The sequence below is a fragment of the Nocardiopsis moroccensis genome, from assembly GCF_055763695.1.
In genome coordinates this window covers 1,701,120-1,714,321 of the sequence record NZ_CP199747.1, presented here as the reverse complement: position 1 = coordinate 1,714,321, position 13,202 = coordinate 1,701,120, and the positions used below count along the sequence as shown (strand labels likewise).

Sequence of the window (13,202 nt, the reverse complement as noted above, 5' to 3'; positions counted from 1 at the left end):
TGGTGACAGCCTCCCACTCTCAACGGAGAGAGAACACACATGCACAATGGTGCCCTCCCCGACACCGAGGTCCTCGCCGAACGGGCGCGGGCCGCTCTGGAGCGGTGCGGAGCGACCCGGCTGCCCGAACCCGTCGGGGCGCCCGGAGCGGCGCGTACGCCGATCACCGGACGGACCCTGTTCCCCCTGGAGTTCGACACCCCGGACACCGCCGAGCGCGCCGTGGCCGCGGCGCACGCCTCCTTCACCTCCGTCTGGCGGGACACCCCGGCCCCGGTCCGGGGCCGGCTCGTCCACCGATTGGGTGAGTTGCTGCGCGAGCACAAGGCCGACCTGGCCGAGCTGGTCACCCTCGAAGCGGGCAAGATCCGCTCGGAGGCCCTGGGCGAGGTCCAGGAGATGATCGACATCTGCGACTTCGCCGTCGGCCTGTCCCGGCAGCTCTACGGCCGCACCATGCCCTCCGAACGCCCCGGCCACCGGCTGATGGAGACCTGGCACCCGCTGGGCGTGGTCGGTGTCATCACCGCCTTCAACTTCCCCGTGGCCGTGTGGTCGTGGAACACCTGTGTGGCGCTGGTGTGCGGCGACACCGTGGTGTGGAAGCCCTCCGAGCTCACCTCCCTGACCGCGCTGGGCTGCCACGGCCTGCTCATGCGTGCCGCCGCCGATGTCGGGGCGCCCTCGGACGTGCACCGGGTCGTCCTGGGCGGCGCCGATGTCGGCGACGTGCTGGTGGGCGACGAGCGGGTGGCGCTGCTGTCGGCCACCGGCTCCACCGCGATGGGGCGGACCGTGGCTCCCAAGGTGGCTGCCCGGATGGGCCGCTACCTCCTGGAGCTGGGTGGAAACAACGCCGCGGTGGTGGGCCCCTCGGCCGACCTGGACCTGGTGGTGCGCGGCAGTGTGTTCGCGGCCGCCGGGACGGCCGGGCAGCGCTGCACGACGCTGCGCCGGCTGATCGTGCACGAGGACGTGGCCGACCAGGTGGTCGAGCGCGTGGTGGACGGCTACCAGCAGTTGAGCGAGCGCATCGGCGACCCCTACGAGGAGTCGACGCTGGTCGGTCCCCTGGTGGGGGAGCGCGGACACACGGCCATGCGCGCTGCCCTGGCACAGGCCCGCGCCGACGGGGGCGAGGTCCTGGTGGGTGGCGAACGGCGTCTGGAGAAGGACGCCGAGGACGCCTACTACGTCGAGCCCGCGGTGGTGCGTATGCCCGCGCAGACCGAGGTCGTGCGCCAGGAGACCTTCGCGCCGATCCTGTACGTGCTGACCTACCGCACCCTGGAGGAGGCCGTGGAGCTGCACAACGCGGTCCCACAGGGACTGTCCTCGGCGATCTTCACCCAGGACCAGGCCGAGGCCGAGCGCTTCCTGTCCGCGGCCGGTTCCGACTGCGGCATCGTCAACGTCAACATCGGGACCTCCGGGGCAGAGATCGGCGGCGCCTTCGGCGGTGAGAAGGACACCGGCGGCGGCCGGGAGTCGGGTTCGGACTCCTGGAAGGCGTACATGCGCCGGGCCACCAACACGGTGAACTACGGCGGAGAGCTCCCCCTGGCCCAGGGCGTGCGCTTCCTCTGAACAGCGCAGGGCCCGGACACGGGGCCCGGGCGGGCGGGGCCGCACCCCCCCGGGGGTACGGCCCCGCCCGCCTCCGGCACACCGCATCTCAAAACAGTTGTGTCCAATACTGTTGTGCACAACCATTTTCTGTTACGGTGATGACGGCAGCGAGCGAAGACGGAGGAGGAACCATGGCGGGCACCGACGAGGGGGACCCCCTTGCCCTGGACCGGCAGCTGTGCTTCTCCCTCTACACCGCCTCCCGTGCCCTGACCGGGCTCTACCGGGAGATTCTGGCCGACCTGGAGCTGACCTACCCGCAGTACCTGGTGATGCTCGTGCTGTGGGAACAGGGGACCCTGCCGGTCAAGGAGCTCGGCCTGGCCCTGAACCTGGACACGGGAACGCTCTCACCTCTGCTGCGCCGGATGGAGGGCGCCGGACTCCTCACCCGCAGACGCGGGCCCGAGGACGAACGGATCGTCCACGTCAGCGTGACCGAGGAGGGGTCCCGGCTGCGTGAGAAGGCCGGACCCGTCCCCGCCCAGATCCTGTGCGCCACCGGCCTGCCCCCGGAACGGCTGGGGGAGCTGCGCACGCTGCTCGACCAGGTCACACGTTCGGTGACGGCCGCCACGGAGGCAACCGCCACGCGCACCGACCGCGGCACCGACACCTGAACCCACACGACACCGGGTCCGGCGCGTTCGGACCCAGGAGAGGGAATCCATGGCTTACAACGTCCTGTACACCGCCGAGGCCACCGTCACCGGCGAGGGCCGCAAGGGCTTCGGCAAGACCGACGACGACCGCCTCGCGGTCGACCTGTCGGTGCCCAAGGGCCTGGGCGGCGACGACGGCCCCGGCACCAACCCCGAGCAGCTCTTCGCCGTCGGCTACGGCGCCTGCTTCCACGGCGCCCTGCGCAACGTCGCCCGCCAGGCCAAGACCGACGTGGACAACGCCACCATCAACCCCAAGGTCAGCCTGGGCAAGTCTGACGACGGCCTGGACATCGCGGTCGTGCTGACCGTCACCATCCCGGGCCTGGAGCAGGCCGAGGCCGAGAAGCTCGTCGAGGCCGCCCACCAGATGTGCCCCTACTCCCGCGCCACCCGCGGCAACATCGAGGTCGAGCTGATCACCAAGACCGCCTAGCGTGTCTCCTCCCGTCCGACGGGAAACGGGGCCGGCCGCACCCAGTGTGCGGTCGGCCCCGCCGTGTCCGGGACCCGGGCGCCTCAGAGACCGCGATAGGAGGCCAGGCGGCGCTCGAACCGGGGGTCCACCGGATGGACGCTGGGCCTGCTGCGGTCGGCGACCATCACCAGCTTGCCCACCTCCGGGAACAGCAGGGCGGTCACCGCGTGGCTGAAGGTCTCGGGGGACAGGAGGGGCTCGGCCCCCAGGACCAGGGCATGCCGGACGGCCCCCTCCAGGCGGGACCAGCCGCGCCGCTCGTCCCAGCAGAACCGCAGACCAGGGGTGTCCTCGGTCGGCTCCAGGCGGACCAGGGCACTGCGTATGTCCTTGCTCTGGAGCTGGTTCTCCGGGAAGTACACCTGGGGTTCGTGGCGCACCTCCTTCCTGAGCCGGTCAGCGCATGCGTGCACGTAGGCGTGGTGGTTGAGCGGCCAGGGGGTCGCGTTCGCATCGGGGTACACCAGGCGGCTGCGAGCCGGAGGAGTCGACACGGTCTTCCTTTCCTCGCCGGGCTTGGCGAAGGGTCGAAGAGGGAGGGAGGGGCTCACGGGGCCCCGAGCACGGTGAACAGCACCGTCACCGGGTGGCCGGAGTGGTCGCCGCGTAGCGTCACCACGCGCTCGCGGCTCCTGAGTCGTTCGCTCGCGGACTCCTCCGGTCGGCCGAGCAACGACCGCCAGCGTGCGACCACGCCGTCCGGACCGAACAGTGCGGAAGCGTCCCGGCTGCCCCGTCCTGCGGCGTAGTGCAGGATCAGCCGTCCGTCGGTGTCGGTGACGAAGGCGGTCAGGCCCGGCCAGAGCGTGGGCTCCTCCTCCAACAGCCGTGCTGCGGCGCGGGCGGAGGTGACCACCTTGCGGGGCCCGGGCACGCGGGGCTCCGTTCCCGGCCCGCGCAGCGATCCGCGCCGGGAGGGGAGTCCGGGGCGGCCGACGATGGCGAGTCTGTTCCCGTGGTCCGCCTCAGGGGATTTGGCCCTCCTTTCTTGAGTTGTCGGAATGGGATTCTCTGCGGGCTTTTTCGACATAGTGGTTCAGGGACTCACACGTGATTCGACGGATCCATTTCTTGGGTCCGATCTTGACGGATTCGAGTTCATTCGTGTAGCAGAGGTCATAGACAACGCGCTCGGATATATCCAGGATTTCCGCAGCTTTGCGCACGCTGACCAACAGCTTTTCCTGCTCGACTACGCGGGCTTCCCGCACTTGAGTCATGGGTGTGAACCTAGCAATCAGAGGGGATCGTGTACAGAGTCCGTACGGACTCGGGCCAAGGGTAACGAACGTGGTGTGTCATAGTTCGGGTCTTTGGTCACCCGGCTGTTCGTGGCCTTTGTTTTCGCTAGGCGCTGCGAGCTTTTGCGAGCCTCGAAGCGCGCCTTTTTCGGAGGTTGAAAAATGTGATCTGGAAAATATTCCAGCTTGGTCGGGAACCCAGCGGGGGAGCGCGGGCATACGAAAGGGGGAGGGCGCGAACGCCCTCCCCCCGGGACACGGATCCGCGCGGTCTCCTACGCGGCGGTGTCCAACAGCAGCAGCCGGTCCAGGATGTCCTGGAGCGTCACCAGGCCCAGCAGCTCCCCGTCCGTCTCCACGAGGGCGAGGTGGCTGCGGCTCTCCCGCATGATGCTCATCGCCGCGTACATCGGCGTACCCGCCGACAACGTCAGCACCGGGCGCATGAGGTCGGCGGCGGTGGTTCCGGCCGGGCTCGTCAGTGCCTCACGCACGTGTAGTACCCCGACCGGCTCGCCATGCTCCAACACCACCAGACGCAGGTGCGTGGACTCGCGCGAGACCCGCTTGATCTCCTCCAACCCCGCCTCGGGGGCCACCCACGCGATGTCCTCCCGCGCGGTGATGTGCCCTTCCAACGGCTGGGAGTTGACCTCCAGAGCCGTGGCCAGCTGGTCCCGGCGTTCGGAGTCCAGCGCACCGGCCTTGGCCGAGTGCTCGACCAGCTCGCGGACGTCGTCCGGGTTGTGGCCCGCCGTCATCTCGTCCACCGCGTCCACCCCGACCCTGTGCAGGCACCAGTTGGCCAGACCGTTCAGGGCGAACAGGAGTGGCCGGGTCACCCACATGAACCCCCGCATCGGCAGGGCCAGCATGATGGCGGAGCGTTCCGGGTGGGAGATCGCCCAGGACTTGGGCGCCATCTCGCCGACGACCAGGTGCAGGAACGTCACCACGACCAGGGACAGCACGAACGAGACCACGTATCCCACCGAGCCGGGAAGGCCGCCGAACAGCGGTTCCATCAGGTGGTGGACGGCGGGCTTGGAGATCGCGCCGAGCGCCAGCGTGCACAGTGTGATGCCCAACTGCGAACCGGCCAGGAGCAGGGACAGGTCACGGGCGCTCTTGACGGCCGCCCGGGCCGCCGCGCTCGTCTCGGCGGCCTCCTCCAACCGGTAGCGGCGGGCCGCCACCAGGGCGAACTCGATGGCCACGAAGAACGCGCTCAGCACGATGATGCCCACGGTCAGCGTCAGAGCCAACCAGACGTTCATGTCACTCATGCGCGCACCTCCTGCGCTTCCTCGTCGGCGAGCTCCCGCAGCCGCAGTTCCACCGTTTGCGGTACACGCCTCTGGACCGCGCTGACCGTCATGGTCAGGGCCATGTCCGGGTCACCCTCGTGGGCGCTCGGCGGCCGGGGGAGCCCCAGCTCCACCCGGTCACCGACCTCGGGCAGTCGGTGCAGCTCGCGGATGACCAGACCCCCGACCGTCTCGTAGTCGCCCTCGGGCAGGTCGTGGCCGATCAACCGCTCGACCTCGTCGATGTGCAGCGCCCCGGGCACGAGGTAGCCGTCCTCCCCCTCCAGGTGGGCGGGTGACTCCTCCTCCGGGGTGTGCTCGTCGGCGATCTCACCGACCAGTTCCTCGGCCAGGTCCTCGGTGGTGATGACCCCGGCCAGACCGCCGTACTCGTCCACCACGCACGCGAACTCCTCACCCACCTCGCGCAGCTGGTCGAGCACCCCGGGCAGCGGAAGCGAGGCCGGGACCATGACGGACTGCCGTGCCACCTCACTGACCCGGACGGCCGACAGGTCGCGGTCGCCCAGCGCGAGCACGTCGCGCAGGCAGATCACACCCACGATGTCGTCCACGCCCTCACCCAGTACCGGGAAACGGGAGTGGTCGGAGGCCATCAGCTCCACGACCCGGCTGACCGGGTCGCCCTCCTCCACGGTGGTGATGTCCGGCCGCGGGATCATCGCGTGCCCGGCGGTCTGGTCGTGGAAGTCCAGGGTGCGGTCCAACAGGGTGGACAGCTCGGGCGGCAGGTCACCGCTCTCCCGGGACTCGGCGATGATGCTCTCCAGGTCGCGCGGGGTCGCCGCGTGCTGGACGTCCTCCACGGGCTCGATCCGTACCGCCTTGAGCAGGACGATCGCCGCCTGGTCGAACAGCCAGATGACCGGACCGAAGACCTTCAGGTAGATCCCCGTGGACAGTGCCAGCCAGCGGGCCACCGGCTCGGGCCTGGCGATGGCCAGGTTCTTGGGGAAGAGCTCACCGAAGACCATCTGGACGACGGTCGAGAAGAGCAGGGCGAACACGGTGCCGGCCGCGACGCCGGTACCGATCGGGACACCGACACCGCCGAGGAGCACGCCGATGCCGTTACCGATCATCGGCTCGGCGACGTAACCGACCAGCAGGCCGGTGACGGTGATGCCTAGCTGGGCGCCCGAAAGCATGAACGAAGTGCGTTTGGTGACCGCCAGGGCGCGTTTGGCCCCGGCGTCACCGGCCGCGGCGCGCGCCTTCAGGCGCGAGCGGTCCACGGCCATGTAGCCGAACTCCTGGGCGACGAAGTAGCCGTTCGCGGCGATCAGCAGCAGGACGACCAGGAAGCCCAGGGCGATACTGAGGACGGTGGTCATCGGACGCACACCGCCCGGGTCCGTCTGTCAGCAGAGTGCCTGGGAAGGTGTGCGCCCCCCAAAGAAGGAGGGTCGTCGGAGTCTGGGTCACAGCATCCCTGGGGGACGCTGCTGGTACTTCGGGACGGATCCACTGTTCCTCTCTCTGCGCCGTGGCGCGTCGGGTGTGTCAGATGCGTGGGTCTGGTCAATGAGGGGACGTCCGGCGGAGGGGAAAGATTCCCGGCTCGGATTTCCTCGGCTCAGGTTCCGGCGGGGGCGTCTGCCTCGCCGCCGAAGCCGGCCCACTCCCGGCGGCGGGCCTCGGCGAGGGCGATCGCGGTGGCCACGGCCACGTTGAGCGATCCGACCCGGCCGATCTGGGGAATGTAGGTGACGGCGTCCGCGCCCGCCAGCAGGGCGGGGGAGCAGCCGTGGTCCTCGGCTCCCACGGCAAGGCACACGTCGGGCTCCACCGGAGCGGCGTGCAGCGGCACGGCGCCCTTGGCCAGTTCGACCGCGACCACCTTGTAGCCGTCGGCGCGGGCGGTCTCCAGGGCCTGCCCGGTGGTGGCCAGGCGCGTGTGGGGGACCTTGGCGGCGGTGCCCAGGGCGGTCTTGCCGACCTTGGGGTCGTCGGGGTCCGCGCTGTTGCCGGTGAGCCAGAGCTGGTCGACGCCGAAGGTCGCACAGGTGCGCAGGATCGATCCCAGGTTGTAGGGCTGGGTGACGGACTCGACGAGAAGGGCCAGACGCCCCTCGGTGCGCCTGCGCCACTGGCGGTTCAGGCGTTTGACGTCCGTGGGACGCAACTGCGTGCTCAACTGCGGTGTGTTCCTCGTGGGTGCGGGCCGGGGCGGTTCCCGGCGGTCGTCGGTACAGATTACCGGTCGGGAGTCGGGCACGCACGCGTGACCCGGATCACCCTCCGGCGGGTCCGGTCAGGGGGCCGGGGCGGGGTCGCCGGCCCTGCGTACGGCCAGGACGCGGAATCCGGCCCGGGAGGCCACACGCTCGGCGGGCAGCCCCTGGGAGTCCAGCCACTTCTGCAGCGAGTCCGAACCCAGGTGGCGCTGGACGACGAGGTGGGCGACGCCCTCGGGTGTGAGCCGGTTCAGCCAGGTGCGCAGCATCGAGTGCAGTACGCCCTTGCCCACCCGGATCGGTGGGTTGGACCAGATCGCGTCGAAGGGGCCGAGCAGGTCCTCGGCGGCGGGGGCGTCCTCGGGGCCCTGCTCCACGGCCGGGCCCCCCTCGGGCCCGACCACGGCGAACCGGGTGTGCTCCAGGCCGTGCTCGGCGGCGTTGCGACGGGCCAGGCTCACGGCGCGGGCGTTGACGTCGACCCCGAACACCCGGGACCGGGGCGCGCGGGTGGCCATCGTCAGGGCGACGGGGCCGTACCCGCACCCCAGGTCGAGCAGGCGCCCCTCGGCGGGCGGGGCCGGAACGCTCTCCAGCAGGACCCGCGTGCCGAGGTCGACCTTGTCGGGTGAGAACACCCCGCGGTCGGTGTGCAGGCGCAGGTGCAGGTCGGGCAGGACCAGGTCGGCGGTGGAGGGCCGACTGGCGGCGCCGGGATCGGAGTCGAAGTAGTGCTGGGCCACGCCGTGACGCTACCAGGGACGGGTGGGGGATCTGACCGGCAAAAACCTCGCATATCACCGGAAACGAAAGAGCCAACCCCCTGTCGAAGGGCGAATCAGAACGGAAGATGGGGATAAGCGAGGTTTGTGGGGGGACCCATGCGAGCAGATGTAGGAGACCGGCTGGTCGTCGAGAGCCCGAACGCCGACACCCACCGTCGCACGGGGGTGGTCACCGAGGTCCGGGGCAGGCAGGGGGAACCGCCCTACCAGGTGCACTGGCTCGGCACGGACGAGGGCCGCGACGCCCTGGTCTACCCGGGGCCCGACGCGCACATCGAACACCCGTCCGAGACGGGCGCGGACGGAGAGGGAGCGGATGCCATGCAGACGATGAAGCGCTGGAACGTCGACGTGGTCCTCGCCGAGGAGAGCGAGGGGGACGCCGCGCGCACCTGGGCGGAGGTGGGCCTGGTCGCTGACGACGGTACGGCGCTGCGCGGCCACGGTATGGCCCGCAAGCACCCGTCGGACCTGGACGTGCCCGAGATAGGCGAGGAACTCGCCGTCTCGCGCGCCCTGTCCGACCTCTCACGCCAGCTGCGCCAGGTGGCGGCCGAGGACATCAACGACAACACCGGATCACCCTGGCGTCCCACCTGACCGGTCTTCGCCCGCCGGCGTGGACGGCGGCACAGGTATGGGCGGCCCCCGGCTTCGGCCGGGGGCCCGCTCGTGCCCGGAACACCCGGCCCGGCACGGCCGGCGCCGAGCGACCGGGCCCGGGCCTCAAGGGTCCGGAACCGGCCACCCCGGCACGGGGAGTTCGCACCCGGTGGTCACCGGCATCGGGCACACTCGGAAGTCGGACACGACCTTTGGCCCGTTCCGAACGGCTTCCCGGCCCCGGTGGTCAGCGGCTTCGGGAACGGGGGACAAGCGCGTCCGCCGGCCACAGGCCGGAGGCACTCACCCAAGGAGACCTCGTTGGCCACCTCTTCCGGACCGCAGGCCAGACCCGCCCGGACGCTGGGAACCATCGACGCGGCCGCTATCGGCGCCGCGGCGATGCTCGGCGCCGGGGTGTTCTCGGTCTTCGCCCCGGCGGCCCTGGGCGCCGGGGCCTGGCTTCCCGTCGCCATCCTCATCGCCGGACTGGTCGCCTACTGCAACGCGATCTCCTCCGCGCGCCTGGCGGCCCGCCACCCCGAGAACGGCGGCACCTACGTCTACGGTCGGGAGCGCCTGGGCGACCTGTGGGGTTACCTGGCCGGATGGTCCTTCGTGGTCGGCAAGATCGCCTCCTGCGCGGCGATGGCCCTGACCTTCGCCACCTACGCGCTCCCGGGCTGGGAGAAACCCGTCGCGGTGGCCGCCGTGGTGCTCCTGGCAGCGATGAACTACCGGGGGGTGCACAGATCCGTCCTGGTGGTCAAGGTGCTGCTCCTGACCGTCATGGCGATCCTGGTCGCGGTGCTCGTCACGATGCTCATGAGCGGGCGCCTGGCGGCCGTCGCCGAGGTCGAGGGCCTGGGACCCTGGCCCGGTTCCTTCGGCGTCCTGGGGGCCGCGGGTATGATCTTCTTCGCCTTCGCCGGGTACGCGCGCATCGCCACGCTGGGAGGCGAGGTCCGCGACCCCCGGACCACCATCCCCCGGGCGATCACGCTCTCCCTGGGCGTGGTCCTGGTCCTCTACCTGGTGCTCGGCACCGGCCTGCTCATCGTGCTGGGCCGGGAGAACCTCACCACCAGTGACGCGCCCATGGTCGACGCGGTTCTGGTCGCCGGGTTCCCCATGATGGTGCCGTTCGTGGTGGCCGGCGCGGCCCTGGCCAGTCTGGGCGCCCTGGTGCCGCTGCTGATGGGGATATCGCGCACCACCGCGGCGATGGCCGCCGACGGGCACCTGCCGCGCCCACTGGCCGCCGTGCACGAGCGCCACGGCGTTCCGCACCGGGCCGAGGCCGTGGTGGCAGCCGTGGTGATCGCCCTGGTCCTGGTCGCCGACCTGCACGGCGCGATCGCCTTCTCCGCCTTCGGGGTCCTGGTCTACTACGCCATCACCAACGCCTCGGCGCTGCGCCTGGGACCGGACGAGGACCGCCCGCCACTGATCGCCCCGGTGTGCGGTCTGGTCGGGTGTGTGGTCCTGGCGACCAGCCTGCCCCTGCCGGTGGTGGTCATCGGTGTCCTGGTGCTGGGCACGGGTGCGGGCCTGTGGTGGCTGCGTCACCGCCTCACCTTCTGAGGGCGGCCGTTCCCGCTCCCAGCGCCTGTTCCGGGTGTTCGGAAGGGGCGCCGGGAGCAGCCCAGCCAGGGGTCAGCCGCGGCGGTGCCGGACCAGGAAGTCCATGCCCCGTCTGGCGGTGGTGGACAGTTGCAGCTCCGCCAGTTCGACGGGGGTGAACCAGCCGCAGTCCGCGGTGGAGCCCTGCTCCTCGGTCACCCGGAGCTCACATGGGGCGGAGACGTGTACGTGGGAGAAGACCCACACCGCGTAGATGTCGGTCCCCGCGGACTGGGTGCGGCAGTGGCTGGACACGGTGATGAGCTCTCCGACCACCCCGGACTGGCCGGTCTCCTCCAGCACCTCGCGCCGCAGCGCCGCGCGCACGTCCTCACCGGTGTCCACACCGCCGCCGGGCAGGTGCCAGGTCCCGGCGCCGGGGAAGCCCTCGGCGATCCGGCTCAGCAGGACCCGCCCGTCGGGATCGGTGACGATCCCGTAGGAGGCGAACCTGCGCAACCGGGGACGCGCGTCGGCCGGGGCCGGCTCCTCCTCGTCCGCCAGCGCCGGAGCCGTGGGCGTCAGCCCCTCGGCGGGCACGACCGCGGGCCAGGCCGACACCAGACCGGGTTCGGCGAACACGATGCGGTCCACATGCAGGCCGCGCCCGCTGGCGCGGGACAGGATCATGGTCTCGGTGAGCACGTCCAGGGCCACCAGCGGCGCCTCCGGGGGCAGGCCGCCCAGTGCGCGCGCCACCTCCCCGGGGTCCTGGCCGAACAGCACACGTGTGCCGAGCAGGACCGGACCCCGGGTGCCGGAGGTGATCAGGTGCACGGTGACCCGGCGGGCCATCCAGTCATCGATCGAGGTCACAGCACGCCTGTCGCGGCCGTGCTGGGCAGGCCGACCTGTTGCATGAGCCCGTCCAGGCTGCCCAGGGTGGTGACACCATCCAGGGGCTGGCGGCCCTGGCGGTCGATGATGACCGGTCGCATGCCGGAGGCCACGGCGCCGACCCCGTCGGCCTGGACCTGGTCGCCCACGTGCCAGCAGGAGTCGGTTTCCACACCCAGGCGCTGGGCGGTGACCTGGAAGATCCTCGGGTCGGGCTTGCCGGCGCCCGCGGTGTCCGCGCAGACCACCGTGTGGAAGTAGGGGGTCAGTTCCAGGGCCTGGAGCTTGGCGTGCTGGATGGCCTCCACACCGTTGGTGAGGATCGCCAGCCGGTATCCGGCCGAGGCCAGGGCGCCCAGCACCGGGAAGGTGTCGGGGAAGACCTGCCAGCCGGTGCGGTGACCGTCCAGATAGGTTCGGTAGAGCTCGTCGCAATGGTGGTCGGCGATCTCGTTGTGGCCTGCCTGGACGGCCAGGGCCCGGATGCGTTCGCGGCGCTGTTCCTCAAGACTCAGGTGTCCGCGCAGGTAGGCGCCGAAGGAGATCTCGGTCTGGGCGTCCCACAGCGCGCGGGCCGCGCCGAAGTCCGGGTGGCCGAGCCGCTCCATGACCGCGCGCAGACCCGCGGACGAGGCGGCGACGTCATCGATGAGGGTGTCGTCCAGGTCGAAGCAGATCGCAGCCGGGGGTGCGGGTGTGTTCGGCATTGTTCCTCGAAGTGGATGGGCATGACAAAACATGCCAACGCTAACCTGTGGCGGTACAGGAAAAGGTGTAAACCCCACCTAAAGGGATGTGACCAACATCACCAACGGCGAGGATTGGGTCTCACCTCATCAGGGAAGACGCTGGAACCACAGCAGTGAGGTCAATGCCGTCGCCAACGCCAGCACGATCGCCACCAGCACGAACCGGGTGACGATCTCCTCATGTACCAGCTCCGAACCGAGCGAGGACCCGATGTCCTCGTAGACCTGGTTCAGCTCCGTCTCGCTCTCGGCCTCGTAGAAGTGACCCTCGGTCTCCTGGGCCAGCCCCTGCAACGCCTCCTTGTCGATGTCGGCGGGTACCTGGTAACCGTCGATCTCGATCATCGCCGCCCCGGTGCCGAAGGCGATCGTGGACACCGGAACCCCCTCCTCGGCGGCCTCGGCCGAGGCCTGGCGGATCTCGCGTCCGCTGGTGTTCTCACCGTCGGAGAGCAGCACGATCGCTGACGGAGGCGGATCCTCGGCCGCGTCCTCGTCGAAGCTGCGAATCGCCTCCATGGAGGCGAACACCCCCTCGCCGATCGCGGTCCCCGGGCCCAGACGCAGGTTCTCGATCGAACTGATCACCGACTCGTGGTCCTGGGTGGGCGGCGCCACCACCGTCGCGGTCGAGGAGAACGACACCAGCCCGACGTTGAACCGCTCCGGAAGCGTGGACACGAACCCGCGCGCCGACTCCTTGGCCGCGTGCAACCGGTCCGGCTCGATGTCGTTGGCGGCCATCGACAGCGACACGTCCACCGCGACCATGATCGTCGCCCGCTCCCGAGGCGCCTCCACCGGCATGGCGGGCACCGCCATCGCGGCGATCAACACCCCCATGGCCAGGGTGAACAGGGTGGCCGGCACATGTCGGCGGATGTCCGGACGGTGCGGCGCCACCTGGTTCAACAACTCCAGGTTGGTGAAACGCACCGTGTACTCGCGCCGCTGACGCTGCGCGAACACGTACGCGCCCACCAACAGCAGCACGATCAGCAGCCACCACAGCCGCTGGGGCTCCAGGAAGGTCATGGCCGCCTCACGTCCCCCGTACTCGTCGCGGCGCGGGAACCTCCCGCGCCCTCCT

General features: G+C 70.4%; 15 protein-coding genes. 5 read left to right on the top strand and 10 right to left on the bottom strand.

Annotated elements, in window-relative coordinates; genetic code table 11:
- Positions 1-39: 39 nt before the first annotated feature.
- From amaB to ACUKCB_RS07315, 3 genes are all read left to right on the top strand, one after another.
- Positions 40-1,587, top strand: a complete 1,548-nt coding sequence (gene amaB, locus ACUKCB_RS07325) for an L-piperidine-6-carboxylate dehydrogenase (protein WP_473039726.1) — start codon at positions 40-42, stop codon at positions 1,585-1,587.
- Positions 1,588-1,760: 173 nt separating this feature from the next.
- Entirely contained in the window at positions 1,761-2,249 is a 489-nt protein-coding gene (locus tag ACUKCB_RS07320; protein WP_473039725.1) for a MarR family winged helix-turn-helix transcriptional regulator, read from the top strand.
- Positions 2,250-2,298: 49 nt separating this feature from the next.
- The gene (locus tag ACUKCB_RS07315) at positions 2,299-2,727 is read left to right on the top strand and encodes an organic hydroperoxide resistance protein (RefSeq protein ID WP_473039724.1); all 429 of its coding nucleotides are present in this window, start codon (positions 2,299-2,301) and stop codon (positions 2,725-2,727) included.
- Between the two features lie 83 nt (positions 2,728-2,810).
- Here the strand turns inward: ACUKCB_RS07315 and ACUKCB_RS07310 are convergent, their stop codons facing one another.
- The 7 genes from ACUKCB_RS07310 to ACUKCB_RS07280 form a co-directional block, all read right to left on the bottom strand.
- Positions 2,811-3,263 (bottom strand): hypothetical protein, encoded by a 453-nt coding sequence (locus ACUKCB_RS07310; RefSeq protein WP_473039723.1) that lies wholly within the window; start codon positions 3,261-3,263, stop codon positions 2,811-2,813.
- Between the two features lie 53 nt (positions 3,264-3,316).
- Positions 3,317-3,643, bottom strand: coding sequence for a hypothetical protein (locus ACUKCB_RS07305; RefSeq protein ID WP_473039722.1), 327 nt, complete (start codon positions 3,641-3,643; stop codon positions 3,317-3,319).
- Positions 3,644-3,734: 91 nt separating this feature from the next.
- Positions 3,735-3,989, bottom strand: a complete 255-nt coding sequence (locus tag ACUKCB_RS07300; protein ID WP_473039721.1) for a helix-turn-helix domain-containing protein — start codon at positions 3,987-3,989, stop codon at positions 3,735-3,737.
- 296 nt (positions 3,990-4,285) lie between these two features.
- A complete protein-coding gene (locus ACUKCB_RS07295) occupies positions 4,286-5,296 on the bottom strand; it encodes a CNNM domain-containing protein (RefSeq protein WP_473039720.1) in 1,011 nt (336 codons plus the stop codon).
- Positions 5,293-6,672: a hemolysin family protein gene (locus ACUKCB_RS07290; RefSeq protein WP_473039719.1), complete on the bottom strand. Its 1,380-nt coding sequence runs from the start codon at positions 6,670-6,672 to the stop codon at positions 5,293-5,295. The genes ACUKCB_RS07295 and ACUKCB_RS07290 overlap by 4 nt, the downstream gene beginning before the upstream one ends.
- 242 nt (positions 6,673-6,914) lie before the next feature.
- Positions 6,915-7,475 (bottom strand): TrmH family RNA methyltransferase, encoded by a 561-nt coding sequence (locus ACUKCB_RS07285; RefSeq protein WP_473039718.1) that lies wholly within the window; start codon positions 7,473-7,475, stop codon positions 6,915-6,917.
- Between the two features lie 117 nt (positions 7,476-7,592).
- Entirely contained in the window at positions 7,593-8,258 is a 666-nt protein-coding gene (locus ACUKCB_RS07280) for a class I SAM-dependent methyltransferase (RefSeq protein ID WP_473039717.1), read from the bottom strand.
- A 138-nt stretch (positions 8,259-8,396) separates the two neighbouring features.
- Here ACUKCB_RS07280 and ACUKCB_RS07275 point away from each other — a divergent pair, with 138 nt between their 5' ends.
- Complete coding sequence (locus tag ACUKCB_RS07275) at positions 8,397-8,900, top strand: dsRBD fold-containing protein (RefSeq protein WP_473039716.1); 504 nt, start codon at positions 8,397-8,399, stop codon at positions 8,898-8,900.
- 324 nt (positions 8,901-9,224) lie between these two features.
- Positions 9,225-10,487 (top strand): APC family permease, encoded by a 1,263-nt coding sequence (locus ACUKCB_RS07270; RefSeq protein WP_473039715.1) that lies wholly within the window; start codon positions 9,225-9,227, stop codon positions 10,485-10,487.
- Positions 10,488-10,559: 72 nt separating this feature from the next.
- On the opposite strand, the gene ACUKCB_RS07265 is transcribed toward ACUKCB_RS07270, so the two are convergent.
- The 3 genes from ACUKCB_RS07265 to ACUKCB_RS07255 form a co-directional block, all read right to left on the bottom strand.
- Positions 10,560-11,342 (bottom strand): NUDIX hydrolase, encoded by a 783-nt coding sequence (locus ACUKCB_RS07265; RefSeq protein WP_473039714.1) that lies wholly within the window; start codon positions 11,340-11,342, stop codon positions 10,560-10,562.
- The gene (locus tag ACUKCB_RS07260) at positions 11,339-12,070 is read right to left on the bottom strand and encodes an HAD family hydrolase (protein ID WP_473039713.1); all 732 of its coding nucleotides are present in this window, start codon (positions 12,068-12,070) and stop codon (positions 11,339-11,341) included. Before ACUKCB_RS07260 ends, ACUKCB_RS07265 begins: the two co-directional genes overlap by 4 nt.
- Positions 12,071-12,199: 129 nt before the next feature.
- Complete coding sequence (locus ACUKCB_RS07255) at positions 12,200-13,147, bottom strand: VWA domain-containing protein (protein WP_473039711.1); 948 nt, start codon at positions 13,145-13,147, stop codon at positions 12,200-12,202.
- Between the last annotated feature and the right edge of the window lie 55 nt (positions 13,148-13,202).